The following is a 25,141-nucleotide window of genomic DNA, read 5'->3' on the forward strand; positions in this document are numbered from 1 at the left end:
CAAAGAAGAAGACCCTCCCCGACACCGCCGAGAAGGACCTCTCAACAACCGGACTGCTGATCTATCAGCCGGTCCTGACGAGAGGAACGGCGCGTCCGGTCGCGGTTCGATAGCGGGCATCTTCGTGATCGCGGATGATCCACCGGTGTGGGTGTCGAAGCGACGAAAGCCTCAACGGGTCCGCGCCGCCGGTCGGTATGACCCGCGGATCCCGCGGGCTACGTATGACGCGGCCGTCAGCTACGGGCAACGGATGGGCGTCCTGCTCGATGCGATCTACGATGCGTGCCCGGACGGGGAGGCCTCACCGGAGCATCTCGGGCGGCTTTCGCCCGCGCACCGAGCGGTGTTCGTCGTCGAGTGGGCGATGAGCGAGATCTACAACGGCACGCTGGATCAGTACTTCTTCAACTCAGCCGGCGACATGGCCGCTGACCTGCCCGCCGCGGCCAGGTTCCTCGGCGCCGATGACTACGCGGCGATCTTCGATGACGCGGTCGCGTTCTTCGATCCGTCGCGCATCACCGACCGCAGTTACCGCCAGGCAACACTCCGGCAACTCGAGGAGGCACACCGACTCGACGAACTCGGTCAGGTCAACGACCGGATCTACGAGCTCGAGGATGCCGGGCGGATCATCTACCGGCAGATCTGCGATACATCGACGACCACAGCGGCGTGTTCTTCCGCGACTCGCCGCCCGATTGAAGCTCGAGGGCGCAGCTTCCCCGAAAGATCGATGTACCGCGGTCCCGACCAGACACAACAGGTGTTCGTTGCGCGGTGGTAGGTCCTGGCCTGCCGCCGAGCATGGTAGTGGTCGGAAGGCGGGCGGGACCGGCCCGTCGGTCGGTCTTACTGCGCTCGGGCGAGCCGGTCAAGCTCCCCCAACATGCTTTCCACCGTGGTGACCGTGGGCACGCGCGCCTCGTATGCATCGATCGCAGTCTCGTACTCCTGGGCGAGCTGCGCGAGTTGCTCGGTGATGTCGTCGCGCGAGTAGATGATCAAGGAGTCGTAGTTGCCAATGTCTACGCCGATCGTGAGATCAGCGAAGAGGTCGCCTTCTGAGAGCAGATCCTCAAGATCTGGAGCGCGCGGTGCGCGGAGAGCGTCGACCAGATCGTCGCGCAGGCCGCCTGCGGTCGCGAACACGGATATCTCAGCCGACGCGTCGCCGAGCGTAGCTCGCGTCACGCCCACGAGATCGTCATAGGTGTCGACGCGGAACAGCCCGGCTTGCGCGCGATGCTCCCACTCAAAGGCAGTAGGTTCGGGACGGATCGGCACTGCCGAGCGAGCAGGAATGAACCCCCGGTCGCGGCTGTTGCTGTCGACATCTTCCGCGTCTACTTCGTACTCCCACGCGACGAAGAGGCACCCTTCGCCGAGGATGCGCGTGGCGTCGTCGCGGTAGTAACACGGGATGGCGTGGCGTGCGCGTCCCTGCGTCAGCCGCCATATGAGGCCGAGGTATACGGCGACCTCTTCCGTGTTGTTGTTGTTGACCGCGTGCCGCATGTACGGCGTGCGATCGTCATCGGGCCAGTCACCGCACAGCACCGCCCAGTTCGACTCCTCGACAACGACGTCGCTGCCAGGAACATGCGCGTACCGGTGGAGGGCACCGCGAGTCGTGTGGTGGAACACGAGCGGCCGCATCCCAGCAGCCTAGACCTCCCACGCGCGAGCTCCCATAACCGCCGGGCTGCCTGCTCCTCAGACGCCCGGACGGTGTGCCCAACACGCGCCTGCGATGCTCCGCGCGTGCCGCCCGAACACCACGCACTTGAGCGACTGCAAGCCTGGTACGTCGAACAATGCGACGGCGAATGGGAGCACGAGTTCGGGATCGAAATCGACACGCTCGACAATCCCGGGTGGCGGGTCGAGGTCCAGGTCAAGGGGACCGCACTCGAGAACGAGCCGTTCAGCCGAACTGAAGTCCACCGCAGCGAGCATGACTGGGTCGTTTGCTGGACCGACACCGAGCGCGGCGTATTCCACGCCGCCTGCGGCCCGAGGAACCTGAACGAGGCGTTGCCGAGCTTCCTCCACTGGGCGGAGGACGCACACGCACCGGAGCCGTAGGGACGCCCGGTAGAGGTTCCGAAGCGGACGGCCTCGTGACAATCCGGCATCGCGTACCAGTCTCTAGCCCAAGACCGCCCGGCGCGGGATACTCAGCGCGTGCTGGACGACGACGTGGTTCTTGCCGACCTTGCTGCCGTTCTGCCACAAGCGGTCCCTCCAGCCGACATGAGCTGGTATTTGGATACCGACGGACGGCCGTTGCTGTACGTCGCGTTTGGGGACGCGCGCGAGTGGATCGAAAAGAACGTCCTGGTTCACGCGTACGTGAGTGAGCCGCGCACGAGCGTTCGGCCCGCGCATCGCGCAACGTTCGTCGAGTTCTGGGAGCTCGTCGAACGTGCGGCCGAAGACGCTGATCGAGACCGTCGTCTGCTCCTGATGATCGAGCTGTACGAGCATGTCGGCTGGACCGACGACGTCCTGGCGTATCTCGGCCCGAACGCGCTCGAACTCCTTGACGCCGCGCGCACCGAGTTGGCTCATAGCGCTCGTCAGATCGGCCGTTGGGCAGCACCGTGAACCGCCTACCAGACACGTCGAGGCCGAGCGGCGTGGGGCGTCCGCTGAGGGTTCGTCAGCGATACGAGCGCTGGTGACAATCGCCTGGGCCCTCGTAGACGTCGACCACGCCCAGCTTGTCGAGAACCCGCAGCGCAAAATCGCCGGCGATCGCCGTTGAGTCCGGCCGGTCGGCATCGTCGATGGCCATTCGGCGCTCGGCGTCCGCCACCTTCTCGGCGGTCCAGTAGCCCCTATCGAGATCAAGGTCCCGATACACCTCTGCGATCGCTTTATAGGCCAGTTCCCTTCTCATGCCCGGATTCTCGCGCTCGCGTCAAGCACCACGGCCACTGACAGCGAAGCGCGTCCGCTGAGGGTTCGTTGTCGGCCGGGCCGGTCTCTAGCCGGATTCGGCGAGCAGGAGAGCCGAACCCGACTACCAACCCACCGTGTCGACCTGCGTGAGCACTCCCGGCAGCTGTTCCAGGAAGTCGATCACGACGTTCGTCGCTGCGACCGACTCGTCGTAGCACGACATCAGGATCTGGAAGCCGACCACAGCGGTTGGTTGGCCCAGGTGCTCGCGCACCTGCTGGCGAGCGTCGTCCGTCCCGTCCAGGCCATCGAGCTCGTCCGCGAGTTCCCTCAACTTCCTCCGCGGTCTCATCGCGTCCAAGCGTCAGATCGCCGGCGACCACCGTGCGACCTTTCCCGTCGGCCAGCTTAAACTCGCTCCAGCCCGCACTCCCCGCGGTCACGACGAACGTCCCCTCGGCTGCGACCCAGTTCCGCAGCGCATCGAAGTCTCTGTCGGCCCACTCGCTCGCGACCGCTCGCATGTACACGCTCACGCGAGAATCCTCGCACCGCCGCAACGCCTCCGGTCAAGGTTCCGGCAGTGGGGAAATCGGGTCATGTTTCGGAGCGGGTGTGACATTGACCGGGTTCCCGGACACTTAGGAGCTGTGGCCGGAGATCGCGAGGAACTCGAGCGCATGGTCCGCGCGCATCACGATGCCGTACGCGCATACCTCGTGCGGCGAGCTTCGGCCGAGGACGCCGCCGACGCACTGTCCGAGACCTTCCTCGTTGCGTGGCGCCGCATCGATGAGCGACCCGACGAGACCATGTGGTTGCCCTGGCTCTACGGCATTGCACGACGCACCCTCGCCAATCAACGCCGCGCGCAACAACGACAAGGCGCCCTCATCGAACGCCTACACGGGCTAGGGGCCATAGCCGGCGACCAATCACCGGACACCGGACTCATGACGGCTCTGGCCGCGCTCGGACCGGCGGATCGAGAGGCGCTGATGCTGGTCGCCTGGGAGGGCCTCTCCACCGAGGACGCCGCGCACGTCCTCGGCTGCCGGGCCTCGACGTTCCGGATGCGTTTGGTACGCGCCCGCCGGCGGCTTGCTGTCCTCCTTGACGATCCGCCTGAGACTCCCCGCACTCAATCTCCTGTGGAGCACCGCTCATGACCACACCTTCCGAACGCCTCGCGCGCGCGAATCCCGCGCCGAGGATCACCACGCCCGAGGCGGAGATCGAAGCCTTGATCCAAACGGTGCTCCACGCGGCAGAGCCCGAAGCCCGACAGCCGCGCCGGCGCCAGGTCAGCCCCGTCGCGGCTCTCGCGGCACTCATCCTGCTCACCGGCGCCGGTGTCGGCGTCGCAGCCGTCGGCGGCTCGCTCCTGGGATACGGCCCAAACTCACCAGACGACCCGCCACTGCAGGCCCACCGCTCAACCGGCAAAGCTCGACCCTCCACTCCCGCAGACCGCGCTGCTCGAAAGCGGCAACGCGAGCGCGAGCCGCAACTCGACGCAGCCCGCTACTTCTCAGCACTACGCAACCTCCGCGACGACCGCTACGCCACGATCTACACCGCGGCGTCCGGATACACCGTGCAGGCAAAGGCCAGCGACCGCGAGACCTGCATCCAAGTCCTCCCCTCGCCCCGGTCCAAGAACAGCACGCGAAGCTGCGTGCCTACCTCCTACGCGAGAACCCACGGAGTGATGACGTGGAGGCAGTGCTTCGATCCGCCGTACCGTCCCCAGCGCCGCCTCGTCGCCGGCCTCGTCCCCGACGGCGTCGCACGAGTGACAGCCACACGCAACGGAAGCATCCAAGCCACGGCCACAGTCACTCGCAACGCCTTCGTCCTGGTCACCGACAACCCGTTCGACACGATCAACCTTGGCCGCGCCACGCAACGCCTTGGCCCGATCATCTGCTGAGCCAGTAACGGGCAACCGGCTACCGGGTCGACCACTCCGCATGACGGGCCCGCTCGTCAGCAGCTGGCGAGAACCGGCAGCCCCTGGCCGCATCCGGATCCGCGCTCGTCTGGGACCTAGAGCGTCCGGTGAAGGTTCCTCGCGAACTACGCTTGGTGGCTGATGGCAAGGATGACCCACATCACGCGCGACAGCAACGCCAAGGCCATCCTCGGCGCCGGCATCAGGACGTCGGCTCGCGGCGACGGTCTGGCTGGAGTCTTCGCCATGCCAATCCTCCCGAACTACTTTGTCTCCCATCAGTGGCTACGGGAACTCAAGCGACATCAACCGGTCCCCCTCGTCGCCATCGACTTCGTCGTGCCAGACGACGAACCCGTCATGGCTGGCCACTACTCCGCCACACTCACCGCCACGACTGCGGCGCAAGCAGCAGGCGTCATCTTGGCCGCCGAGGATCCCCGCGGTTTCGAGATCGTCATCCCCCGCAAGATCGCCGCCAACGAGATCAAGCGCACCCGGCCGGTGAACAACGTCGTCGGCTGGCGCTACTGGCCCCAAGCTCACGGTCGACCACCTTGCACCCGTCCGTACTGCCAGGCCGGCACCTACGGAGCCGCGCAGCTGCGCAGCCGCGACTGACGCCGCGTCCGGAGACGGATCCTTTCGCGCATGACCTATCCGCTCACAAGTGGGAGGCTGCGAGGTCGGGCGGGCTGTGGGCTTCGAGGCGGTCACCGCGCGCTTGGCCGGCGGTACCCTCATTCCGTGCCCGCTCGGAATGCATCCGCTCGGCCGACGACTCTCGTCGCTGCGTTCGTGGTGTGCGGGGCGCTGACGCTCGCATCGTTCGTGTACTTCAACAGCGGTTCTCGAGGCATCGACGTCTGTCTGGAGAACGGCTACGCGGGCCCTGGGCACCTGTCGTGGTGGCAGCCAGGGACAGAGTGCACCGGCGGCGAGCCGCAGATCACCGAGGTGCACTCAGGTCGGCTGCGACCTTCGCCGTGAAAGCGCGGATGCTGCGCTCAACGTCGGGCCAATCGGCAGGCGTACATGCGTCGGCTGCCTCGAACACAGTGCCAAGGATCCATCCGCGCGCCGAGCTGCGGACCCTCACAGCGCCGCGTTCCTCGAAGGACATCGAGTCGAACTCGAAGTCGACTCGCTGTGGGTCGTTCACCCACTGGAGGAGCGCTCGTGCCAACTCCACAACAGGGAAAGCCAGCTCCTCGAACACGCACCGGTCGTTGTCCACTACGCGAAAGTCAGCCTGGACCGACACCAGGTAGTCGGCCACGGACGTGCCCCGTAGCTCGGAAACGTCGAGACGGTCGTAGGTCAGGAGCATCGGCAGCGCTGATAGTGACGGGTAACGCGCCCGGAGAGGGTTCCCGCGCGGAGGCGCCAGCTTCTGTCGTCACAAGATCTGGTGAAGTCCGCACTTCGGTGTAGTGACGACGTATGACCCCGACACCCAGCGGCAGCTCGCCGTGCCTGTGCGCGAGCCGGCGGGGTTCGTGGCGTTGTACCGGCGCGAGTCCGAGGCGGTGCTGGCGTTCTGCGCCCGTCGGGTGCTTGACCCGGAGACGGCGATGGATCTGACCGCTGAGACGTTCGCTCAGGCTTACCGAGGCCGTCGTGGGTTTCGCGGGACGACCGAGCCGGAGGCCAAGGCGTGGCTGCTCACGATCGCGCGCCGGCAGATCGCGTCGTTCCTCAAGCGCGGGTCGATGGACCGGCGAGCGACGCAGCGGCTGGGGATTCAGACACCGACGCTGACCCCAGACCAGGCCGAGGAGATCGAGCGCCGTGTCGGGCTGCCGCAGCTACGTGTGGTGCTCGGCGAGGAGCTCGCGCGCCTTTCGGTCGATCAGCGCGACGCGCTTCGCCTGCGCGTGGTCGAAGAACGCTCCTATGAGGAGGTCGCTCGGTCCCTCGGCATCTCCGAAGCGACCGCGCGCGCCCGCGTCTCGCGCGGGCTGCGCGCGCTTGGCGTCGCACTCGGGCACACGACGATCGAAGAGGCAGGGCTGTGATGAGCGACGAACGACGCATGCCGGCACTCGATGAGCTGGGCGCGGAGATCGAACGCGTCGCCTACGCCGACGCCGAGCGCCCTCGTGGCCGACGCAGGCGCTGGGCCCTGTTCGCGGTGCCCGCGGCCCTGACCCTCGCCGGCGCGGCCTACGCTGCCACTGAGCTGCTTCGCGGCGAACCGCTGCGCAACCCTCCCGGCGTGGTCTTCCGCGCCGACGAAGGAGTGGGTGTCCCGAAGAAGGTCGCCGGGGCGGTGGTGGCGCCGTTGCGGTTTGCCGACCCCGACGGCGGCCCGCCGTGGGGTGTTCGCGTGCTGAAGACCACACGCGATCACGGCTGCATCCAGATCGGCCGGGTCGACGAAGGCGACTTCGGTGTCCTCGGCCAGGACGGCCTCTTCGGCAACGACGGCCGCTTTCACGAGTGGCCCGCCGATGTCGTCGGGGAGAGCAGCTGCGCCCCGAACGACGCCGCCGGCCACGCGTTCCTGGCGATGTCGTACTCCGGCCTGCCCGCCAGCGGCACGCCGAAAGGCTGCACCGTCCCCGCGCAGCTGCGCTCCGCCGGACGCTACCGCGACCGCATGCCCGCCGCCTGCCCGGCCCGGGACCTGCGCAACGTCTACTACGGGCTGCTCGGCCCCCTGGGCAAGAGCGTCACCTACCGAGGCGACGACGGCAAACCGCACACCGTCCCTGCCACCCCTGGTGACGGTGCCTACCTCGTCGTCGTCAGACCGACCAGACAGCGCCCAGCCCGGGGCATGTTCATCCCCAGCGAGACCCCGCTCACCGGGCTCATCAGCGTGCAGTACCGCGACGGGCGCGTCTGCCGCATCCAGTTCCAGCCCCGTTCCGGCCACGCCGTCCCGTGCCCACGCGCCGGATACGTCCCGCACCCCCCGCGCACCGTCCCCGCCGGCGCAGTCCGCTCCGCCGTCAGCCTCAGCGAAGCACCCAGACCCGTCGCCTCACGCCGCCTCCCCGACGGCAACATCAGGTCCGGCTACCGCCGGATCACCATCCGCTTCACCGCGCGCCTGGCCAGCGACAGCCACTCCACCTACCGATACGACCTGCGCCTGCGCCACCGCCCAGAAGACCGCTGCGACACCGTCAACAAACGACGCGCCCGCTGTCAGACGGGCGACACCGCAGGGACCATCCGCCGGGACATCTCCGCCGGCGAAACCGTCAACGAGACGCTCGTGGTCTCTCAGCTCCGCAGCGACCCGATCCTCGAAGTCACCGTCCGCTACTACCCAGTCGACCCCGGTCTCGGCGGCCCCGGACAGGGCTTCGTCCCCGACGGTGGAGTCCTCGTCGGACGCGCCACCCTCCCGCTTCGACGCATCCCGGCCGCCGAGAGAAACAGGCTGCTCCACCCGTGACGGCTAACCGGAGAAGGTTTCTGGTCCAGTGCATGCGGCCCGCATCGCTCAAGGGCTCTACCGCTCGGTAGCACGCAAAATCAGCGGTTGGCGTCGGGCGTCCCCTCGGGTGGCGGCCAGCGGCATCCGCCGCGAGTTCCTTCCGGCTTGCGGCTGGGCGCACATCGCCTATGGCTTCGCCGTCCGCCGCCTCATACTCGGAGCATGGCCATGAAGAGCACGCGCAGCGCGACCGACGGCCGTTCGTGGCTCCGGCTCCTAGTCGTTGCTGTGTGTTCCGTCGGTGTAGCGGCCTGCAGCGAGGAGCAGCGCACCTTCGTACCCAGCGCCGTGCAACGGACGCTGCCCGTAGGGCTTGACACAGCAAGCGCGGAGCTCTGCCCTGGTCGCCTTCCGCCCGGCGAGGGCGCCGAGATCCGACGGAGGGCGCTCGCCCGGGTCGACGCGCTCCTTCGCGCCTATGAGCGATATCCCGACCACTACGCCATCGCTGACACGAGCTCCCCGGACGACGGGCCAAGCACCACGGACGTCACGGTCCGCGTGTTTGCTAGGACTTGGGCACGCGGCGCGTACTGCGACCCCAAGACACGCGCCCGCATGCTTCGAGTTGTCGGCCACATCCAGGAACCGTAGCTCCCGCACCACCAAGGCCGGACGCGCCCGGCGCAGGCGGATCTGACCCACGGAAGGCGGGCGTCCCCAGGTTCAACGCCCCGTGCGTCGCTGTCATACGCATGAACCCGCCGAGCGTCCGGTGAGGGTTCCGAACCGTGCACGCCCCCCTCGTGCCAGCGCGCACTCGTTTCGCGGCGCGTCGAGGGAAGGCCGTTGGCATAGGCTCGCGCCTATGCGTGCCGCCATCGTGGCCACAGTCGTACCAGCCCTCATCGCCCTCACCGTTGCTGGCTGTGACAGCTACGACGACCACCTCGGTGGCGCGCCCGAGGTCCGCGGCCAGGACAACGTGCGTGCCGTTCGTGAGCTGCAGCGCGCGGGCTGGAAGGTGACCTTCTGCGGGAAGCCGTCCCTGGCCCTCTTCGGCAACTTCAGCCCCGGGGATATCCGGGTTGTGCGTGAGCGAAAGATCGCAAGCCGGCACGTCGATCTCGAGGTCGAGTTCCGCGGCAGCAACACGTGCGACGAGGAAGGCACCCGGCCGCGCTAACCGGGCCGGAGCGCACCGATGACCGCCACCGCCGAGACTGATCGTGCAACTAAGCGGCGGGACCACGTCCGGTTGGGGTTCCGAAGCGGACGGCCTCGTGACAATCCGGCATCGCGTACCAGTCTCTAGCCCAAGACCGCCCGGCGCGGGATACTCAGCGCGTGCTGGACGACGACGTGGTTCTTGCCGACCTTGCTGTCGTTCTGCCACAAGCGGTCCCTCCAGCCGACATGAGCTGGTATTTGGATACCGACGGACGGCCGTTGCTGTACGTCGCGTTTGGGGACGCGCGCGAGTGGATCGAGAAGAACGTCCTGGTTCACGCGTACGTGAGTGAGCCGCGCACGAGCGTTCGGCCCGCGCATCGCGCAACGTTCGTCGAGTTCTGGGAGCTCGTCGAACGTGCGGCCGAAGACGCTGATCGAGACCGTCGTCTGCTCCTGATGATCGAGCTGTACGAGCATGTCGGCTGGACCGACGACGTCCTGGCGTATCTCGGCCCGAACGCGCTCGAACTCCTTGACGCCGCGCGCACCGAGTTGGCTCATAGCGCTCGTCAGATCGGCCGTTGGGCAGCACCGTGAACCGCCTACAAGACACGTCGAGGCCGAGCGGCGTGGGGCGTCCGCTGAGGGTTCGCGACCGGACGCTGCGAACGGGTAGGTGCTGTTCTAACGACGAAGCGCTTGGTCAACGGCGGCTAAGCGGTACTCGCTTGACGACCGTCCGGCCGTTGCGCTGGTGCGAGGTCGCGACGATCTCGCCGCCGTAGAACGGACCGTCGTAGACCGCGAGGAACACGCCGCTGCGAGGGTCGGGGACGAGCGTGCGCACGTCGCGTGGGGTGCGGAGCGTGATGCTGGTGACGCTCTTGAGTGCGATTCCCGTGATCGTCGTGCGGCCGGGGAGCGTGCGCCGGGCGATCTGCGCCGGGGTAGTGGGACCTGTGTCGCGCTGGGTCTGGTCGGCGGCGGACCGGACCTCGACGATGACCGGGTGGCCGGGCGAGAGGAAATTCGCGCCGGTGCCGCCTACCGCTGCCGAGCCGGGGCCTGGGTATACCTGTGCACGGCCGTCCGCGACGGACGCTAGACGACCGCCGACGAGCCGGCCAACGTAGCGACAGGGTGCGGTCTTCGGTGATGGACCGCGCTGGGACGGTCGCCGTATCGACTGCACGATGGACGCGGACGTGGTGCCGATGCCGGCGATCCAGGTTGGTCCGCCGTCGGGATCGGCGACCCGGACCGGGGGTGACCCGATGCGGCATGCGGCCTCGCTGACCTCGCTGCGTGAGGTCCGGACTGCTCCCGTCGCGCGGACCTGCCGTACCCGCAGGTCCGCGCCCGCGAAGCGCGGATCGAGGACGAGCAGGAACGACCCGTGCGGCCCGAGGGCCAGCGCCCGTGGGGCGCCGGCTCCGAGGAGCTCGGCTGAGCGGACGTTGTCGCCGAGGAGGCCGGCGACGACGACGCGGACAGGCTTCGGTTCGAGAGCGCCAGGGTCGTCGACATACGTGAGCACGGCCGGTACGGCCGGGTGTGTCGCAAGCCAGTCCGGTCCGTTGCAGCGCCCGTCCGGCTGGCCGGCGCCGACGGCCCTGGTACGGCCGCCGTCGAGTGGTTCACGGAGGCTGTTTCCGGTGCCGCGTTGTCCGACAGCGAAGCACAGCAGGTCGCGGCCGTATCCGCGGGGAGCGTTGGTCCGGGCGTCGATGCGGGCTTTCCATGTGCGGATGCTCCAGGCCGGGCCGCCGGCGACGTCTTCGGCGTCCGCGCCCTCTTCGACGGTTCCGGCGATCAGGCGGAACGGGTCGGGCTGCGATTGTGCGGCCAGGACGCTGGCGACTGAGCGCCATGCCGGGACCGGCGGCGTGGCCAGGCGTTGTCCGCGGCGCCCGACGGCGGTCGTGCCGCGCAGTGTGCGGTTGCCGATCCGGACTGAGAGCCGTCGAGGATCGACCTGACCGGGGAGCACGGCCATGAACGCGCCGGTCGCGCGGTCGACGGCGACCTTTGCGCTGGCCCCGAGGACGGTGACTTTCTGTGCGCCGCCGGTGGCGCCCCAGACGATCGTCCGCGAGACATTCGGCCCCCAGAAGAACGCGTAGGGCACGCCGACGCGGGGAACGTACGGCACAAACCGCTGAGTTGCTACGAACGCGGTGCCGCGCGGGCCGCAGCGCACCGGGACCTGGGCAGTGCTGAGGCCGAGGTAGCGGCTCGGAGTAGGCGAATCCGGGCCCTTGGTCCGGTTGCCGACCACGCAGCGCAGGTCCGGTCGGCGAGCAGGCGTAGCTTCGACTGCCCACGGCGCGCCGCCTGACGGGTCGGCCGCGAGCGTCTGCCCGGTGTCGGCGAACCGCAAGGTGCGGCTGCCGCCACCGGCGAGCGTCGCCGTCACCCGCGGGCGGACCGCATCGGGCTGGCCGGTGAAGATCGCCAGGAACGCACGGCCGGGCCCGAGCTGCAGCGGGCGTGAGCTGCCCGCCGCGGCCACGCGCACCGTGCGTACACCGCGGCCCGCGACGCCGCTGACGACGGTAATCCCGGTCGTCCCGGACCGCCCCCGAAAGCCACGCGCACCGGCCAGCGTGAAGCCGTCCTGCTGCGCAACCGAGCAGGCGTCGGCGGCGCCCGCCCGGAGAGCGTGGAAGGTGCCGTCGAGCCCGACGATGCCGAGCTCACCGTCGAAGACCTGCCCGACGGTCGCGCAGACCGCACCCGTCCGGCTGCGCGAGGTGCGCACGTCCCATACCGGCCCGCCGTCGGGTGCAGTGACGTTCAGCCCGTTCAGGACGGCGGTACCGGCGCGGGGGGTGAGCTCCGGCGGTACGTCGCTCCCGCGCGGCGTCGGGAGCGGGTCGCCACGCTTGATGATCGCCGCCGCCGCGACGGCGACGCCGGTCGCGGTCAGGAGCCCGAGCAGCGCGAACAGGACGGTCCGCCGAAGCGACCGTGCTTGGCCGGCACCCCGGCGGCCCTCGGCGTCGTGAGCGGCCCGGCTCAGTTCGTCGCCGAGCTCGTCGAGGATCCTCATGCGCCGCTCCTGCTCGAGTGCTCTAGGCCCTGAGCGAGTGCTCGTAGGCCTCGCGAGACGCGCGCGCGTGCGGTCGGCTCGGATACACCAAGCGTCCGGGCGACCTCATCATATGATCGCTCCTCCACGACCCGCAGCCGCAGCGCCTCACGTTGATCGCCGCTCAAGCGGGCAAGCTCGTTCCCGATCGTCCGACGCAGCTCGGCCAAGCCAGCCCGGTCTTCGATCTCCTGCAGGTCGTCCTCGTGCATCTGCGGAACCGTCGCCCCGAGGGAGGCCAAAGCCTTGCGCTCCACCACGCCGCGACGGACGAACCCAGCGAACTGCCGCCGCGCGATCGTTAGCAGCCACGCCCGCTCCTCCGGCGCGCTTGACCCACGAAACGACCGCCGATCACGGAACGCCTGCGCGAACGTCTCGGCCGTGAGCTCCAGCGCGAGCTCCGGATCGAGGGTTCGGCGGGCAAGGAACAACAGCACCATCTCTGACTCCCGGCGGTAGACCGCGTCGAACGCGTCGGCATCCTGCATCGTCTAAGAGTGGCGCGAGCGCAAACCTTGTGACGAGCGATCGTCCCGATCCTCACGCCAGAACGTCGAATTGCCGACTTGGCCCGCCTGCCGGTCACGACCGCTCACGCCCGGCGCGCGTCGACACGCTGCGCGCGCGCTAGCGCATGGAGCAATACGTCAGCGGGTAGCGGTTCCCCGGACCGCTTAGGCGCGCCTTCTCAGGATCCGATTCGCGGGTTGTGACCGCCGCCCCGGCAGGACGATGAAGTGTCCGGTAGAGGTTAGTTCGTGAAGCGTCAACTAAGTGCGCCGGCTGCTGAGCAGGACCACGGCTCCGTAGGCGATGGTCGTAACTGCCGCGAACGCGACCGCGGCGAACCAGAGCCAGTCCAGCAGGACGCCGTCGTCGCACCGCGCGTCCTCGGTGTACTCCAAGACAGTCTTCGGGCAGCTATCCGGCAAGGCGAAGACCGAGACGCGCAGGCCGTAGTACGCCAGAAGCACTACCCAAATCACCAGCAGAACGCGCGCCACGTCGGCAGCCTAGCCGCGTCACCATGCCGATCACCGTCGTCCGAGGCCCGCTGACGGTTCCTCTCTGTGCCCAGGATGCTGGATTGCTGTCAGTCGCAAGACCGATCAAACGCCTTGACGAGCAGGCTCGCGAGCCAGCCCACCGCGCCCGAGACGACCACGCTCACGACGAAGGGCCACGGCGCCGCCCGCTCAAGCCACAAGGTCGTGTCCGAGCAGACCTCATAACACGACACCTCTCCGGCAGCAAGGACGGCTCCGATCAGGAGCACTAGCCACGTCAGTCCGGCTGCCACGAGGAAAACCACGAGCCGCAGAACGGTCCAGAACATCTGATCAGGCTACGCGCTCAGTAATGGCGCTCTGTGCGCTCCGCTACCCCACGCGGCGCGGTTCATGCTGAAGCGCTCCCCGGCCGTTCGGCAGTGGTTCCCGGTCGGACAGCCGCCCCGGATGTGGTGCGCGCGTGCGACCGGCACGCCAGCCTGTCCTTGGTCTGTGGTCGGGGTGCCGGCAGTCCGCATCGTCTGGAGTCAGTCGGACGTGAGTTCGCCTGCGGGGCCGCTCACTCGCGCGGCAGGTACTCGCCGCGCGCGATGGCAGCAAGCGACGCTTGGTCCGTAGGCCGCTCTCTCGGCGGCACGTCGATCCGAACGGCCGCGATGACCTGGTCGGCCACAGGATCGAGCAGCACCGTCCAGGAGTTACGCGCGGTATGAAAGCCGGCCAGGCGGACCGGGGCTGCGTGCCGACTCCGCAGGACGCCGATGAACGCGTCGAATCCGGCACAAGGCGGGACGCCCTCCTCGCGCCAACGAGCATGCCGCACCGAGTACGTGTGCAGGAGCTCCTTCGCGGGTACCGACCTCGGGCCCGAGACCGTGGTCGCGAGGGCGAGGTCATCACCGATACCGCGGGGCACCGTCGGGGCGACATCCGTCAATGCCCGCCGAAGCGAGTCCTCGTCCACGTGGCTCACCGCTACAGCATCGCGCACGATGACCCGGCTGCCAACGTCCGGTGGGGGTTGCGGAGCGGCCGTGGTTACCTACTACCTCGGCCATCCTCCCACGGCAACAGGGCAGGGTCGGCTTGAGCCATCGCGGGGTCCCGATCAAGGACGAACTTGGGGTGAACGGTCACGCGGACTCCCCGCGTCGTGCCTCAGCAGGAACACCATGAACTTCGGGATCGACGACGCCACGACGTAGTCGAGCTTCGACGGGTCCTCCGCGCAATCAACGAAATTGATCGGATGCTCGGTGATCCGCTCGAGCGCGCGGAGGATGTACGCGTTGCCGCATCCGTCGCCGGCTCTAGGGACCGAGCCCAACGCCCGCCAGTCGTCGACGGCTGCGTGAGCGTCGCGGAGAGCCGCGCGTCGATCCGTTCCTGATCAGAAGACGTCGTAGGTCTGGGCGCTCAACGTGAATCCGTGACCTCGTCCGTTGCGGCAGGTCACGCCGGAGGTCCTCGATGTGCAGGTGATGCCGCCGCGGGTCACGGACTGTCCGTACGCCAGTCGGCGCAGGCCCGGCGGGGGGAGCGCGGTGTCACCAGCGCAGACAACCCGACCAGCACCGGCTGAGGTCACCTCGAGGCCCTGCCCGTAGTCGTACTCGCAGCTCGCCGGCTTCGCAGGCGCCGACCACGACTTCGTCTTGATGTCGCATCTCGCGTAACTCGGTCCGACCGCGCAGCCGATGTTGCGAGAGGGCGACGCGAACGACGTCAAATCGTCCACTGGGGATGGGCGGACAGCCTCGCTCGGCTCGACGCTACCGCTGCCAGGAACCTCTACGATCTTGCCGGACTCTTGACCTGCGCCAGTAGCCTCGGTGATCGTCACGGTCGTCGGCTTGGCTGCGACGGTTACCGTCGCCGCGCCGTCACCGCCGCACCCCGACGCGACCAGCGCCAGCCCGATCGTGAGGAGCGAGGCGGTGCGAACACTGATGGTAGGAGTCACGCGCGCATCCTACGGTCGTGAGCTCGCTGCACCCGTGCACCGGGGCGCGCACACTGTGCCAGCGGTCCCCGGCCTCCTCAGGCGGACTGTCGGGAGGCGCAGTGCCGCGCGTCCCGACGGCACCCGCCCGGTGTCCCTCGGACGCCGCGGGCGCCCGCTTGTCTTCAGCACCGTCGTCAAGCCTGGCTACGCCCGATAGCCGTTCCGTTACGCGCGGGAGCCGCAGGTCGACCTGACTCGTCCGCTGCAGGCTCTGCAACGTGCGCGGATTCACCACGCCCGGGCGAACGAGCCTGTCGCGCGGTAGCGAGCGACAGCAGTCTCCCAAGACTCCCCAGACCAGACCATATGAACCGGATCTCCCGAACGGGCGACGAAAATCGGACCACCTCCCCCGAGCGCGAAATCCTCGTCTCCCTCGACGTGACGTCGGTCGTCCCAAAAGAACACCCAGCCCTCCGTGAGTTCTTCCGTCATCTCGTCCGACACGATGAGGTCAAGGTCGGGTCCGCGTACCGGCTCGAGGGCGAGTTCCGCCAGAGCACGGGCCGCTTCAAAGGTGATGGTCACAGCACCAGAATCCCACGCGCGCATCATGCCCGTGAATGTGGAGCCCGCGTCCGCCGAGGGTTCCCGACCGACCACGAAGCTAGCTTTGTCTTGTGCGGCTTCCACGCCCTCTGACCGCGGTGGAGCGAGCCGTCGCGTGGGAACTCTTGGAGAAGGCCCAAGCGCCGGAACTTCATCTGTTGGCAGCCCAACTCGACGCGGCAACGGTCGTCAACGAGTGCGAGTGCGTCTGTCCAACTGTGAGCATCGCCATCGACGCCTCGTCCGCTGAGCATGTCTCGTACTCCGCGCGCCCAGTAGCCACCGCCGACTATGACGGCGGAAGCGTCATGGTCTGGATCGAAGACGGCTGGTTGAGCCACCTCGAGATCTATTGGTGGTCAGACAGGGCGCCGACCGAGTTCCCCGAACTCGCGCAGCTGACCGCACACCGCCTCGGATGACGAGGTCATCGAAGATCACGACCTGACCGGCGTCCGCCAAGGTTCCGCACGCAGGCGAACCCCGGCCGAGCAGAAGATTCGAATCCGCTGAAGTCCTGGCGCAACCCGTTCCGGCCGTCGGCGTCGGCTCATTGGTTCTGGCCCCGGGATCGGTCAGGATCGCCCAGTGACGTTCGTAACCGTGAACAGCCGAGAGCCAGACCGCGAGCGGGCCTTGCGGGTCGCTGAGGACAACTGCGTGCTTCGGGGCCTAGTCGGATCGACCGTTCATGGTCTGTCGAACCCCGGGACCGACGACCGGGACGAGATGGGCGTGTGCATCGAGCCTGCGGAGTATCTACTCGGCCTGCGTCGCTTCGAGCATTGCGTCGCTCGCACTCAGCCCGAAGGCGCGCCCTCTGGTCCCGGCGACGTCGACCTGACGATCTACGGCCTGCAGAAGTTCTGCCGGCTAGCGTCGAAGGGCAGCCCAACGGTGTTATTGCTGTTCTACGTCCGCGGCAGCGACGTCCTGCACACCTCCCCACTCGGTGAGCAACTGCAATCCCTCGCTCCCGCCTTCCTCTCCAAACGGACTGGCAGCGCGTTCCTTGGATACCTCGACGCGCAAGCCCGCAGCCTCCGAGGTGAACGGCACGCAACCCGAACACGCGAGCTCTCCGCGACGCACGGCTACGACACGAAGTTCGCCATGCACGCGTTACGCATCGGTCACCAAGGCCTTGAGCTGCTTGAGACCGGACGCATCACTCTGCCGGTCGCCGAGCCCGCGCGAAGCCGGCTACGTGACGTCCGGGCAGGTCTACCACCGCTTGAGCAGATCCTTCACGAGATCGACGACGTCAGCAGTCGGCTACGCAACGCGACCGACGCCGCCGATCTACCCGCCTCGGCCGACGAGGACCGGATCAACTCGTTCCTCGAACACGCCTACACGAGCCACTGGGGATAGCCAACGCTCGCAAAGGCGGCAACGTCCGTGTCCGGTCAGGGTTCCTCGGCGAACGCAGCGACCGCTTGGCGCAACTGACTGGCGTTCTACTCCTGAAAGAGACCCCCGGAGACGTACCAGCGTCCGTCGCGCTTCAGGAGCTGTGCGGGCTTCGCCCCTTCCCGCAACTCAACGGTCGCGCGAGCGTCGGAAGCAGCTATCAGCCGAACCTTCGTTTCTCGAACCTGCGTCCGCTCGGCTTCGCTAAGGCGCGTCAACAACCGCGTGAGCGCCTGACCGCACGTCTTCGCGTCGAGATCGGGGAAGTTCCGTGCCGCCGCTCGGAGGGTCGCTTGTCGCGTCGCTTCCGTGAGCTGGGCGCACGCTCGCTCGCCGTCGCCGTCCGCGACCGCGCTGAGATAAGTCGACATGACCGCAGCGGGGCCGGCGGGCTCGTCACCGCCGCAGCCGGACAACACACCGACGATCAGAACCGATGCAATCGTCGCCGCGCGCACTCGTCGGATCTTAGGCTTCCACCACGGTCCTCAGGATCGCCATTCACAGCCACTCTCCCGCGGCACGGTGCCCAGCCGAAGACCAGACGACTCGTCGCGTGCAGGCACGACCGGGGAGAGTTCCTGAGCGCGCGCCGGTCTGGCGTAGCGGCTTGGCCCCGCGGGTATCGCTGCCTCATGAGCGTTGTGGTCGCCCTTCTCGCCCTTGTCGTGATCGGTGTGGTCTTGGGACTGTGGATCAGGGCTTTGCTTGAGCTGCGTCGCAGCACACTTCCCCAGACCGAGAAGCTCGTGTGGCTGATCGTGCTTGTCGCCGTCCCTGGGCTCGGGTTGATCGCGTGGCTCGTCATGCGCCCTGCCGGACGCAGCGTCGTCGGTCCGAACCATGCCTCGTAGATCGACGACGACCGAGTAGGCGGACGGAGGCTAACCCGGTCGAGGTTCCTAGCTGTAGTTCCTAGGAAGGTTGTTCATCCGGTCCTCCCTGGAGGCTGGGCGTTGCGAGACGTTCAGCACCAAGGAGAACCGGATGAGGATGCACGCTAACGCGCGGCTCAGTCCGATCGGTCGGCAGTTGCTGGTCGACAGGATCGAGAGGGAGAGATGGTCGGTCCGCGACGCGGCCGAGAGCGCAGGGATAAGCGAGCGGACTGCGTGGAAGTGGCTGGCGCGGTGGCGGAGCCATGGCGTAGAAGGTCTGCAGGATCGGTCGTCGGCGCCGAGGGTCGTGGCAGGCAAGACAAGCCCGGAGACGGTCGCGGCGATCGTCGCTTTGCGGCGGGTCAGGTTCACCGGCGCGGAGATCGCTGAGCTCTTGGAGAAGCCGCTGTCGACCGTCAGCGCGGTCCTCAAGCGCGAGGGGCTCGGGAAGCTCTCGCGCCTGGACGCGGAGCTCGTCCAGCGGTACGAGCGCGCCCGGCCCGGGGAGCTGATTCACATCGACGTCAAGAAGCTCGGCCGCATCAAAGGCGGCGCCGGTAAACGCGTCCGCGGCGGCAAGAAGGCGCACTACAACCCGCGCCCGGCTGACGCCGCCGGCGTACCCCGAAAGCAGGTCGGCTGGGACGCCGTCCACATCGCGATCGACGACGCCACCCGCCTGGCCTACGCCGAGGTCCTCCCGAACGAGACCGGACACACCGCCGCCGGGTTCCTGCGCCGCGCCGTGGCGTACTTCGCCTCATACGGCATCACCGTGGAACGACTGCTGACCGACAACGGCGCCCCGTACATCTCTGCGATCCACGCAGTGACGTGCAGCCAACTCAGGATCCGGCACCTGCGCACCAGGCCCTACCGGCCGCAGACCAACGGCAAGGCCGAGCGCTTCATCCGCACCATGCTCGAGGGCTGGGCCTACGGGGCGATCTACGGCTCAACCGAAGAACGCACCCGCGCACTTGACGGATGGCTCTGGCACTACAACCATCGCCGACGACACCAAGCCATCGGACGACTCACACCGGCCACCCGCCTGAACAACCTCCTTGGGACTTACACCTAGCGGGCACCTGGCCGAGGGCGTGCTGGTGGAATGCGAGACTTCGCGGATGGGATTGTTCGGGCGAAAGAAGTCGCCGCCGGCCAGCGATGTCGACGACAGCTCGCCGGGCTGGGAGAGCATCCAAACGGCGTTCGCGGTGGCGTTTCCAGACGTGGAGGATCTCCACTTCGCTCCGGGCGCGCCGGTGTCTCTCGGAGGTGCCCTCGACGGCATCAGCGCATACCCGACGGCGGCCGGCTGGCACTTCGTCACCTTCGGTCTGACGGAGCTCCACACCAAGCAGTCCGAGGACACAAAGCTCAGCGGATGGGGCTACGAGCTCACGCTGCTGACACCACCGTCCGACGAACCTCCGGCGTGGGCGCTGCGGTTGCTGCACGGGCTCGCCAAAGCCACGTGGTCCAGCGGGCACCCTCACGACATCGGGGATCGCATCGCCCTTGGCGGACCGCTCGACGGCGACGAATCGAAGCTAACAGCCATCGCCGTGATGAGCGAACCCGCCGCAACCCCAGGCCAGTTTCCCCTCGGCCACTACGCCTTCCACCGTCTCGTCGGCATCACAGACGGCGAGCTTCAAGACATGAAGGACTCGAGCACCGAGACCGTCCTGCAGAGACTGAGCGCAACGAACCCGCTCCATGTGACAGACCCCGGTAGAGCCAGCTAAGACCGACAACCGGACGCTCAGGGCGTCCGCTCAGGGTTCCCACGAGCGACACCGTCAGTCGTCCCCAAACGGCGACCCGAGAAAGAGCCAGCCAGCGGCCATCGCCGCTAGCGCCAGCAAGGCGATCCAGGCCCCGGCAGCAACGCTCACGGTCTGAAGAGTCAGTCCGAGCACGAGCAGCAATACGAGCACGGCCAGCCACCGCATCGAGAACACGAACCGAAGTATGGCCTGGCCCGGTGACGGTTCCGAGTCGGACGCATCGCTTGCGCGTTGTCCGCTCCCCGCAGAGGATCTGTCGACGTCTGGAGGGTGGACCTGGTCCGACGGCTCCGGGTGCACGCCCCCCCCCCTACAAGCGTTGGAATGCGCATCGCCCGCAATCATGATCATCAACTGGGACGAATGGACGGCCTTTGAAGACGCGCCCGGTCGCCCGCTAGCCGAGGTCGATCGTGCCACAGCGCAGCGCTACTTCGCCACGCTCATGGCGGCACGACGCGCACGCCGAGACCACCTACTGGCATTGCTGGCGCTCAACGGAGTTCAGATCTCGACCGACAACGCGGGGCTGCAGCGGCTCAACGACTGGTACCGGGCACACGTTCAAGGCTCAGAGCCAGACCTCCTCGAGGATCGGTGGTACGCCGTCGGTCTCGATGTCGGACTCTTCCTCGGCGAAGCGATGATCGAGCGCGCGCCGACGCTCGAGTGGCGGGTGTTCACCGGGGTAGCGCACGATGTCTCCTATCAACGACCGGTGGTGATGGGCTTCGAGCGAGCCCGAAACCGTCAGTACAACGTGGACCCCGAGTTCTTGGTCAGTATCCACGGCCGCCGCATCGTCGCCGGCGATGACGAGCCCGCTGACTACTTCGTAGCGTTAGTCGACGCAGCGGTAGCCCGACGGTGACGCGGATCACCGAGCGTCCGTCGGTAACGCCTCCGTTGCGGACACCGGTCGAAGCGAAGTTGGTAGGGGCGCGAGCGGCGGGAAACCGTGGTGGCCGTCGCCCGAGCGCCCCTCTTTGCTGCCCCACGGTGGTCAGCCGCTGCAGATACTAAACCGACCGAGGCTCGCCGGTCCAAGCGCGTCCGGTCGAGGTTCGGGATCGGGCGCAGATTCGCCCTCTGCCGGTGCGGCACCGTAGATACGGTCACCTCGTGCTCTACGAAAACATCGTTCAACGCGTCGGCCGCGAGCGCTACGAACGCGCCTGCCTAGTCGCTCAGGCGGCCGATGCGTCCTACGGTAAGGAGGTCGACACGCGAGAGCCCTGGCCCGACAATCTGGAGGAGGTCCCGCACGAGGTCTCGGACCTCTGGTTCGAGACCGGCGTTGCCTTCGACGAGCGCCTCGCAGCCGGACTGCGGGCCCTGCGCGAGATGCCGTGTTACGCCACGACGATGTACATGACCGCCTTCTTCCATGAGATGACGCCGGGGCAGCAAGAGCGGCTCTGGGATGCCTACCGCGAAGCCCTCGAGGCGTCCGAGCCGGCGCGGGCGTGCACGGTCGGCTACTCGCTGTGGGTCGACTACTTCGAGGACGCGTCGACTTCCGGTCAGGCCTTCACTCAAATGACCGCCCCGGGCGGGAAGCGGGACGTCCGCATCGAACCCGTCCTCGCCATCGCAGGACCCGCGCCGTGGAGCGAGAAGCGACGGCTCTTTCAGGCACTGATCCCTGAGCCGCGATGGCATGCGCCGATCCTGCGAGCGATCTCCGGAAGCCTCTTCGATGCCTACGGAGGTGTCGGCGATGACGTCGCCGAGGTGCTCGCGCAACTCAGCCTGCACGACGCGCACCCGGGCTTGGAGCAAGCCCGTGCCGCGGCGGCAAGATCAAGCGCTCGACCGTCCCGATAGACGTTCCTAGCCGTTCGGGTTGTCTGCTGCTGAGAGGGCCTTGGATCGACGGGCCGCCGACGTGCGAAGATCGGTCCGTGTCCGTCACGCTCCCGAGCGGCCTGAGACTCGGTGATTTCCACGCTGAGGACGACTTCGGTGAGCGCTGGACGAATCCGTCTGCCTTCCAGGTCTGGCGGTTGCTCGGTGCATGTCGGGACAACGGCGGCTACCTCATTGTCGAGCGGGCCGGCCCACACCCTCGAGCGTTCTGGCAGATCGTCTGGCTCTCGAAGACGGACTTTCTCGTCGAGGTCCGTGACTCGGCAAACTCCAATGATGTCCAGGGCCGCACTGACGACTTGAGGATCGCCCTCATCTCCGTCCTCAGCTGGCTCGCTAACGACCCGTCATGGCAGCACGCTTTGGACTGGCGCCCTTGTGAGTCGTGAGCGCGTCCGGTGCGGGTTCCTCTGGGGATCAGTCTCGCTGAGCTGACCGGCCCACCGGGTCCTCGCAAGTGTGCGCGGCACGGTTGGTCGCACCGAGGCTGACCCTCCCTGCTCAGAAGTCGACCCCGGCCCACTGCGAGTCGTCCTCGTCCGCCAGCAGCGAGAACGCCTGCGTGAACTCCCCCTGGGCCCGCAGATCGCGGATCGTCTCTCTCAAGATCGCGGCGGAAACCGCTTGGACAAGGACCATGTCCACCGACCAGTAGTAGGTCCCGTTCGCACATTCGCCTGTTCTCGCGTTCTTGTCGAACAGAGTCGCGAGGTTGGTGAGCGTGAAGACGGTTGCCCCCCACCGCCCTCGCTCGTCGTGCACCTCAACATCGACGTTCGTGTCCGGGTCGGGTACGGACAGGTCGCTAGTTGTGAACACCAAGATCAATGGATCTTCGGCTATGCGCTGGATACCTCGGATGTCGTTCGAGCTGTCCATGTTGAGCGTCGACCAAGACTACGGCGGCGCAACCCACCTTACGGTCACCATCACCGACCCGTGAGCGACGCGACGCCGCTTCTAACGCCGAACCGCGTCCGGTGGAGGTTCCCGCTCGGATCGCTAGTCCAGTGCAGGCAGGCCATATCGCCCAGAAAGGGCGATATGGCTCGGCATCGCCCAAGAGGGCTATGCCGCGCTTGCGCTTTCCGCTTGGTCACGCACGTGAGCGCTAGCAGCGGGGCGCGGACGAGCGTTCGGGGGCGGCCGGCGTCGCGAGTTCCTCCTGGCGCGCTGCTGGGACGCACATTGCCTATGGCTTCGCCGTCCGCCGCCTCGTAATCTCGAAGCATGGCCATGAAGAGCACGCGCAGTGCGACCGACGGTCGTTCGTGGCTCCAGCTCCTGGTCGGTGCTGTTTGCCTCGTCGGTGTAACGGGCTGCAGCGAGGAGCAGCGCACCTTCGTACCCAGCGCCGTGCAACGGACGCTGCCCGCGGCACTTGACACGGCGAGCACGGAGCTCTGCCCTGGTCGCCTTCCGCCGGGCGAGGGCGCCGAGATCCGACGGAGGGCGCTCGCCCGGGTCGACGCGCTCCTTCGCGCCTATAAGCGATACCCCGACCACTACGCCATCGCTGACACGAGCACCCCGGACGAGGGTCGAAGGACCACGGAGGTCACGATCCGTGTATTTGCAAGGACTTGGGCACGCGGCGCGTACTGCGACCCCGAAACGCGCGCCCGCATGCTTCGAGTTGTCGGCCACATCCAGCAACCCTAGCTCCCGCATCATCAAGACCGGACGCGCGGCATACGGCACGGGGGACGCATGCGGCGCGCCATCCAGGAGACGGCGCGGGCGCGGCATCCGACGACTCTCACGAGCGGCACAGACCCCCACGGTCGACCCGGGACACTACGCGCAGCCCTGAACAGCGATCGTGGACCGATGGGCAGCCGCCGTGACGGCGGCTCCGGCGCGGCTAGCCTTCTCGTCCTGTCACAACTTCGGCGCTCGCGCGAGAGATAGACATGTCCGACGGCGACGACGAGCTGCTCGCCCGCCACGTGGCGGGCGACGCCGACGCTTTCGTTGCGTTCTACAGGCGCCATCTCGCCGCGATCGTCGGCTTCTTTCTGCGGCGGACCGCGGACCGGGAGCTGACGGCGGACCTCACCGCCGAGGTGTTCGCCGCCGCGTTCTCCGGCGCGCACCGGTACCGCCCCGGGGAGCGACCGGCCCTCGCCTGGCTCTACGGGATCGCCGGTCACAAACTCGCCGACAGCCGCCGGCGCGGCCGGGTGGAGGACCAGGCCCGGCGACAGCTTCAGATGCAGCCGCTGCTCGTCGACGACGAGGCGCTGGCACGAGTGGACGAGATCGCAGGTAGCGACCTGGGGCAGGGCGTCCTGACGGCCGCGCTCGACGCGCTACCCGCTGATCAGCGCATCGCTGTCGTTGCCCGTGTCGTGGATGAGCGTGCGTACTCGTCGATCGCGGCTGAGCTCGCGTGCTCAGAGCTTGTCGTGCGCCAGAAGGTCAGCCGGGGCCTGAAGCGGATGCGAACTCAGATCGAAAGCGACCGATGACCGACTTCTTCGACGCGCTCGAACAGCAACTGCGGGAGGCTCCACGCCCTGAGGCCGAGGCCATCGCGAGGAGTCCGTGGTGGCGCCGCCGGCGAACCCTCAGTCTGCTCGCCCTGATCTCGGTCGTTGGTGTCGGGTCCCCTGCGGTAGCTCGCGTCACCGGCGTCTGGGCACCAGAACGCGACACGCCCCGTCGGCCCGCTCGGACGGTCACGGCAAACGTCCCGGCCCCCCAAGCCAGTGCGGCCGGCGCTTCGATTACGGAGTTCACGTGCGTAGGTGACCCAGGTCCCGGGCCCACCACGTACACGGACAGTCCCACGGACCCGGCGCTGCTCGCGATCCTCAGTGTGCTCAGAGCGCCCGCGACGGCGGCCGACCGCCTCGCCCGGTCGAGGTTGTCGCGTACCAGTATGGGCCTGGTGAATCCGGCCGCGATCAGGGTTCTCGGGACCGCAGGCGGCAAGACGTACTACGCGATTCCTGCGCGCGGCAAGCCCGCCCCTCTAATCAAGGACTGTCTTGAGCGACTCTCGCCCTCCGATCGTCGAGAAGCGCTCAGGCTCAGCGCAGAGCGCCGACACCGGCTCGCGCAGCCCCACCTCTGCGTACAGACACGTTCAGGCGG

Annotated in this window: 34 protein-coding genes; 20 read left to right on the forward strand and 14 right to left on the reverse strand. The window is 67.7% G+C overall.

Annotation, left to right across the window (positions count from 1 at the left end; translation table 11 throughout):
* The first annotated feature begins 253 nt into the window (after positions 1-253).
* Positions 254-790, forward strand: a complete 537-nt coding sequence (locus DSM112329_RS14210; RefSeq protein ID WP_354697208.1) for a DUF4375 domain-containing protein — start codon at positions 254-256, stop codon at positions 788-790.
* A 65-nt stretch (positions 791-855) separates the two neighbouring features.
* On the opposite strand, the gene DSM112329_RS14215 is transcribed toward DSM112329_RS14210, so the two are convergent.
* Entirely contained in the window at positions 856-1,662 is an 807-nt protein-coding gene (locus DSM112329_RS14215) for a hypothetical protein (protein ID WP_354697209.1), read from the reverse strand.
* Between the two features lie 105 nt (positions 1,663-1,767).
* Between DSM112329_RS14215 and DSM112329_RS14220 the strand changes: the two genes are divergently transcribed.
* Positions 1,768-2,091: an immunity 53 family protein gene (locus tag DSM112329_RS14220; protein WP_354697210.1), complete on the forward strand. Its 324-nt coding sequence runs from the start codon at positions 1,768-1,770 to the stop codon at positions 2,089-2,091.
* Positions 2,092-2,190: 99 nt separating this feature from the next.
* Positions 2,191-2,613, forward strand: coding sequence for a hypothetical protein (locus tag DSM112329_RS14225; RefSeq protein WP_354697211.1), 423 nt, complete (start codon positions 2,191-2,193; stop codon positions 2,611-2,613).
* A gap of 55 nt (positions 2,614-2,668) precedes the next feature.
* Here the strand turns inward: DSM112329_RS14225 and DSM112329_RS14230 are convergent, their stop codons facing one another.
* Together DSM112329_RS14230 and DSM112329_RS14235 are read right to left on the reverse strand one after the other, a co-directional pair.
* On the reverse strand, positions 2,669-2,908 hold the full coding sequence (locus tag DSM112329_RS14230; protein WP_354697212.1) for a hypothetical protein: 240 nt from the start codon (positions 2,906-2,908) through the stop codon (positions 2,669-2,671).
* A gap of 123 nt (positions 2,909-3,031) precedes the next feature.
* A complete protein-coding gene (locus tag DSM112329_RS14235) occupies positions 3,032-3,244 on the reverse strand; it encodes a hypothetical protein (protein ID WP_354697213.1) in 213 nt (70 codons plus the stop codon).
* A 316-nt stretch (positions 3,245-3,560) separates the two neighbouring features.
* On the opposite strand from DSM112329_RS14235, the gene DSM112329_RS14240 reads away from it, so the two are divergent.
* The 3 genes from DSM112329_RS14240 (at position 3,561) to DSM112329_RS14250 (ending at position 5,485) form a co-directional block, all read left to right on the forward strand.
* Positions 3,561-4,079, forward strand: a complete 519-nt coding sequence (locus DSM112329_RS14240; protein ID WP_354697214.1) for an RNA polymerase sigma factor — start codon at positions 3,561-3,563, stop codon at positions 4,077-4,079.
* Positions 4,076-4,843: a hypothetical protein gene (locus tag DSM112329_RS14245; RefSeq protein ID WP_354697215.1), complete on the forward strand. Its 768-nt coding sequence runs from the start codon at positions 4,076-4,078 to the stop codon at positions 4,841-4,843. The genes DSM112329_RS14240 and DSM112329_RS14245 overlap by 4 nt, the downstream gene beginning before the upstream one ends.
* A 162-nt stretch (positions 4,844-5,005) precedes the next feature.
* On the forward strand, positions 5,006-5,485 hold the full coding sequence (locus DSM112329_RS14250; protein WP_354697216.1) for a hypothetical protein: 480 nt from the start codon (positions 5,006-5,008) through the stop codon (positions 5,483-5,485).
* 328 nt (positions 5,486-5,813) lie between these two features.
* On the opposite strand, the gene DSM112329_RS14255 is transcribed toward DSM112329_RS14250, so the two are convergent.
* Positions 5,814-6,194 (reverse strand): hypothetical protein, encoded by a 381-nt coding sequence (locus DSM112329_RS14255; RefSeq protein ID WP_354697217.1) that lies wholly within the window; start codon positions 6,192-6,194, stop codon positions 5,814-5,816.
* A gap of 103 nt (positions 6,195-6,297) precedes the next feature.
* Between DSM112329_RS14255 and DSM112329_RS14260 the strand changes: the two genes are divergently transcribed.
* The 5 genes from DSM112329_RS14260 (at position 6,298) to DSM112329_RS14280 (ending at position 10,025) form a co-directional block, all read left to right on the forward strand.
* Positions 6,298-6,882 carry an RNA polymerase sigma factor gene (locus DSM112329_RS14260; RefSeq protein ID WP_354697218.1) on the forward strand — a complete coding sequence of 195 codons (585 nt, stop codon included), beginning with the start codon at positions 6,298-6,300 and terminating at the stop codon, positions 6,880-6,882.
* A gap of 17 nt (positions 6,883-6,899) precedes the next feature.
* The gene (locus DSM112329_RS14265) at positions 6,900-8,273 is read left to right on the forward strand and encodes a hypothetical protein (protein WP_354697219.1); all 1,374 of its coding nucleotides are present in this window, start codon (positions 6,900-6,902) and stop codon (positions 8,271-8,273) included.
* Positions 8,274-8,483: 210 nt separating this feature from the next.
* Positions 8,484-8,909 (forward strand): hypothetical protein, encoded by a 426-nt coding sequence (locus tag DSM112329_RS14270; RefSeq protein WP_354697220.1) that lies wholly within the window; start codon positions 8,484-8,486, stop codon positions 8,907-8,909.
* Between the two features lie 214 nt (positions 8,910-9,123).
* Complete coding sequence (locus DSM112329_RS14275; RefSeq protein ID WP_354697221.1) at positions 9,124-9,441, forward strand: hypothetical protein; 318 nt, start codon at positions 9,124-9,126, stop codon at positions 9,439-9,441.
* A 161-nt stretch (positions 9,442-9,602) separates the two neighbouring features.
* A complete protein-coding gene (locus DSM112329_RS14280; RefSeq protein WP_354697222.1) occupies positions 9,603-10,025 on the forward strand; it encodes a hypothetical protein in 423 nt (140 codons plus the stop codon).
* A gap of 106 nt (positions 10,026-10,131) precedes the next feature.
* Here DSM112329_RS14280 and DSM112329_RS14285 read toward each other — a convergent pair whose 3' ends face one another.
* The 7 genes from DSM112329_RS14285 to DSM112329_RS14315 form a co-directional block, all read right to left on the reverse strand.
* The gene (locus DSM112329_RS14285) at positions 10,132-12,480 is read right to left on the reverse strand and encodes a hypothetical protein (RefSeq protein ID WP_354697223.1); all 2,349 of its coding nucleotides are present in this window, start codon (positions 12,478-12,480) and stop codon (positions 10,132-10,134) included.
* On the reverse strand, positions 12,477-13,010 hold the full coding sequence (locus tag DSM112329_RS14290) for an RNA polymerase sigma factor (protein ID WP_354697224.1): 534 nt from the start codon (positions 13,008-13,010) through the stop codon (positions 12,477-12,479). The genes DSM112329_RS14285 and DSM112329_RS14290 overlap by 4 nt, the downstream gene beginning before the upstream one ends.
* Before the next feature lie 282 nt (positions 13,011-13,292).
* A complete protein-coding gene (locus DSM112329_RS14295; RefSeq protein WP_354697225.1) occupies positions 13,293-13,526 on the reverse strand; it encodes a hypothetical protein in 234 nt (77 codons plus the stop codon).
* Positions 13,527-13,615: 89 nt separating this feature from the next.
* Complete coding sequence (locus tag DSM112329_RS14300) at positions 13,616-13,858, reverse strand: hypothetical protein (RefSeq protein WP_354697226.1); 243 nt, start codon at positions 13,856-13,858, stop codon at positions 13,616-13,618.
* A gap of 233 nt (positions 13,859-14,091) precedes the next feature.
* Positions 14,092-14,496 carry a hypothetical protein gene (locus DSM112329_RS14305; RefSeq protein ID WP_354697227.1) on the reverse strand — a complete coding sequence of 135 codons (405 nt, stop codon included), beginning with the start codon at positions 14,494-14,496 and terminating at the stop codon, positions 14,092-14,094.
* 426 nt (positions 14,497-14,922) lie between these two features.
* Complete coding sequence (locus tag DSM112329_RS14310; RefSeq protein WP_354697228.1) at positions 14,923-15,495, reverse strand: DUF6636 domain-containing protein; 573 nt, start codon at positions 15,493-15,495, stop codon at positions 14,923-14,925.
* Positions 15,496-15,765: 270 nt separating this feature from the next.
* Positions 15,766-16,170 (reverse strand): YrhB domain-containing protein, encoded by a 405-nt coding sequence (locus DSM112329_RS14315; protein WP_354697229.1) that lies wholly within the window; start codon positions 16,168-16,170, stop codon positions 15,766-15,768.
* A gap of 14 nt (positions 16,171-16,184) precedes the next feature.
* Here DSM112329_RS14315 and DSM112329_RS14320 point away from each other — a divergent pair, with 14 nt between their 5' ends.
* Together DSM112329_RS14320 and DSM112329_RS14325 are read left to right on the forward strand one after the other, a co-directional pair.
* Positions 16,185-16,508 (forward strand): hypothetical protein, encoded by a 324-nt coding sequence (locus DSM112329_RS14320; RefSeq protein ID WP_354697230.1) that lies wholly within the window; start codon positions 16,185-16,187, stop codon positions 16,506-16,508.
* A 181-nt stretch (positions 16,509-16,689) separates the two neighbouring features.
* Positions 16,690-17,460 carry a nucleotidyltransferase domain-containing protein gene (locus DSM112329_RS14325; RefSeq protein WP_354697231.1) on the forward strand — a complete coding sequence of 257 codons (771 nt, stop codon included), beginning with the start codon at positions 16,690-16,692 and terminating at the stop codon, positions 17,458-17,460.
* An 86-nt stretch (positions 17,461-17,546) separates the two neighbouring features.
* On the opposite strand, the gene DSM112329_RS14330 is transcribed toward DSM112329_RS14325, so the two are convergent.
* Positions 17,547-17,957, reverse strand: a complete 411-nt coding sequence (locus tag DSM112329_RS14330) for a hypothetical protein (protein WP_354697166.1) — start codon at positions 17,955-17,957, stop codon at positions 17,547-17,549.
* A 177-nt stretch (positions 17,958-18,134) separates the two neighbouring features.
* Here DSM112329_RS14330 and DSM112329_RS14335 point away from each other — a divergent pair, with 177 nt between their 5' ends.
* From DSM112329_RS14335 to DSM112329_RS14345, 3 genes are all read left to right on the forward strand, one after another.
* Complete coding sequence (locus DSM112329_RS14335; RefSeq protein ID WP_354697167.1) at positions 18,135-18,353, forward strand: PLDc N-terminal domain-containing protein; 219 nt, start codon at positions 18,135-18,137, stop codon at positions 18,351-18,353.
* Between the two features lie 139 nt (positions 18,354-18,492).
* Positions 18,493-19,461 carry an IS481 family transposase gene (locus tag DSM112329_RS14340; RefSeq protein WP_354702482.1) on the forward strand — a complete coding sequence of 323 codons (969 nt, stop codon included), beginning with the start codon at positions 18,493-18,495 and terminating at the stop codon, positions 19,459-19,461.
* A 46-nt stretch (positions 19,462-19,507) separates the two neighbouring features.
* On the forward strand, positions 19,508-20,131 hold the full coding sequence (locus DSM112329_RS14345; protein ID WP_354697168.1) for a suppressor of fused domain protein: 624 nt from the start codon (positions 19,508-19,510) through the stop codon (positions 20,129-20,131).
* A gap of 54 nt (positions 20,132-20,185) precedes the next feature.
* Here DSM112329_RS14345 and DSM112329_RS14350 read toward each other — a convergent pair whose 3' ends face one another.
* On the reverse strand, positions 20,186-20,347 hold the full coding sequence (locus DSM112329_RS14350; protein ID WP_354697232.1) for a hypothetical protein: 162 nt from the start codon (positions 20,345-20,347) through the stop codon (positions 20,186-20,188).
* A gap of 169 nt (positions 20,348-20,516) precedes the next feature.
* Between DSM112329_RS14350 and DSM112329_RS14355 the strand changes: the two genes are divergently transcribed.
* The 3 genes from DSM112329_RS14355 to DSM112329_RS14365 all read left to right on the forward strand — a co-directional run bounded on the left by DSM112329_RS14355 (position 20,517) and on the right by DSM112329_RS14365 (position 22,431).
* The gene (locus DSM112329_RS14355) at positions 20,517-21,044 is read left to right on the forward strand and encodes a hypothetical protein (RefSeq protein ID WP_354697233.1); all 528 of its coding nucleotides are present in this window, start codon (positions 20,517-20,519) and stop codon (positions 21,042-21,044) included.
* A gap of 251 nt (positions 21,045-21,295) precedes the next feature.
* The gene (locus DSM112329_RS14360) at positions 21,296-22,000 is read left to right on the forward strand and encodes a hypothetical protein (protein WP_354697234.1); all 705 of its coding nucleotides are present in this window, start codon (positions 21,296-21,298) and stop codon (positions 21,998-22,000) included.
* Between the two features lie 77 nt (positions 22,001-22,077).
* Complete coding sequence (locus DSM112329_RS14365) at positions 22,078-22,431, forward strand: hypothetical protein (protein WP_354697235.1); 354 nt, start codon at positions 22,078-22,080, stop codon at positions 22,429-22,431.
* A gap of 112 nt (positions 22,432-22,543) precedes the next feature.
* On the opposite strand, the gene DSM112329_RS14370 is transcribed toward DSM112329_RS14365, so the two are convergent.
* The gene (locus DSM112329_RS14370) at positions 22,544-22,921 is read right to left on the reverse strand and encodes a hypothetical protein (RefSeq protein WP_354697236.1); all 378 of its coding nucleotides are present in this window, start codon (positions 22,919-22,921) and stop codon (positions 22,544-22,546) included.
* A gap of 1,070 nt (positions 22,922-23,991) precedes the next feature.
* Here DSM112329_RS14370 and DSM112329_RS14375 point away from each other — a divergent pair.
* Positions 23,992-24,513 carry an RNA polymerase sigma factor gene (locus DSM112329_RS14375; RefSeq protein WP_354697237.1) on the forward strand — a complete coding sequence of 174 codons (522 nt, stop codon included), beginning with the start codon at positions 23,992-23,994 and terminating at the stop codon, positions 24,511-24,513.
* Positions 24,514-25,141: the final 628 nt, after the last annotated feature.

The organism is Paraconexibacter sp. AEG42_29 (genome assembly GCF_040581415.1).
Classification (GTDB): Bacteria; Actinomycetota; Thermoleophilia; order Solirubrobacterales; family Solirubrobacteraceae; genus Paraconexibacter.

Excerpts from the sequence above, each read along its gene's own strand:
- DSM112329_RS14215 (WP_354697209.1), bottom strand. The coding sequence starts at position 1,662 with ATGCGGCCGCTCGTGTTCCACCACACGACTCGCGGTGCCCTCCACCGG.
- DSM112329_RS14265 (WP_354697219.1), top strand. The coding sequence starts at position 6,900 with ATGCCGGCACTCGATGAGCTGGGCGCGGAGATCGAACGCGTCGCCTAC.
- DSM112329_RS14355 (WP_354697233.1), top strand. The coding sequence starts at position 20,517 with ATGATCATCAACTGGGACGAATGGACGGCCTTTGAAGACGCGCCCGGT.
- DSM112329_RS14245 (WP_354697215.1), top strand. The coding sequence starts at position 4,076 with ATGACCACACCTTCCGAACGCCTCGCGCGCGCGAATCCCGCGCCGAGG.
- DSM112329_RS14255 (WP_354697217.1), bottom strand. The coding sequence starts at position 6,194 with ATGCTCCTGACCTACGACCGTCTCGACGTTTCCGAGCTACGGGGCACG.
- DSM112329_RS14300 (WP_354697226.1), bottom strand. The coding sequence starts at position 13,858 with ATGTTCTGGACCGTTCTGCGGCTCGTGGTTTTCCTCGTGGCAGCCGGA.
- DSM112329_RS14335 (WP_354697167.1), top strand. The coding sequence starts at position 18,135 with ATGAGCGTTGTGGTCGCCCTTCTCGCCCTTGTCGTGATCGGTGTGGTC.
- DSM112329_RS14250 (WP_354697216.1), top strand. The coding sequence starts at position 5,006 with ATGGCAAGGATGACCCACATCACGCGCGACAGCAACGCCAAGGCCATC.
- DSM112329_RS14285 (WP_354697223.1), bottom strand. The coding sequence starts at position 12,480 with ATGAGGATCCTCGACGAGCTCGGCGACGAACTGAGCCGGGCCGCTCAC.
- DSM112329_RS14270 (WP_354697220.1), top strand. The coding sequence starts at position 8,484 with ATGAAGAGCACGCGCAGCGCGACCGACGGCCGTTCGTGGCTCCGGCTC.
- DSM112329_RS14290 (WP_354697224.1), bottom strand. The coding sequence starts at position 13,010 with ATGCAGGATGCCGACGCGTTCGACGCGGTCTACCGCCGGGAGTCAGAG.
- DSM112329_RS14370 (WP_354697236.1), bottom strand. The coding sequence starts at position 22,921 with ATGGACAGCTCGAACGACATCCGAGGTATCCAGCGCATAGCCGAAGAT.
- DSM112329_RS14230 (WP_354697212.1), bottom strand. The coding sequence starts at position 2,908 with ATGAGAAGGGAACTGGCCTATAAAGCGATCGCAGAGGTGTATCGGGAC.
- DSM112329_RS14340 (WP_354702482.1), top strand. The coding sequence starts at position 18,493 with ATGCACGCTAACGCGCGGCTCAGTCCGATCGGTCGGCAGTTGCTGGTC.
- DSM112329_RS14210 (WP_354697208.1), top strand. The coding sequence starts at position 254 with ATGGGCGTCCTGCTCGATGCGATCTACGATGCGTGCCCGGACGGGGAG.
- DSM112329_RS14345 (WP_354697168.1), top strand. The coding sequence starts at position 19,508 with ATGGGATTGTTCGGGCGAAAGAAGTCGCCGCCGGCCAGCGATGTCGAC.
- DSM112329_RS14275 (WP_354697221.1), top strand. The coding sequence starts at position 9,124 with ATGCGTGCCGCCATCGTGGCCACAGTCGTACCAGCCCTCATCGCCCTC.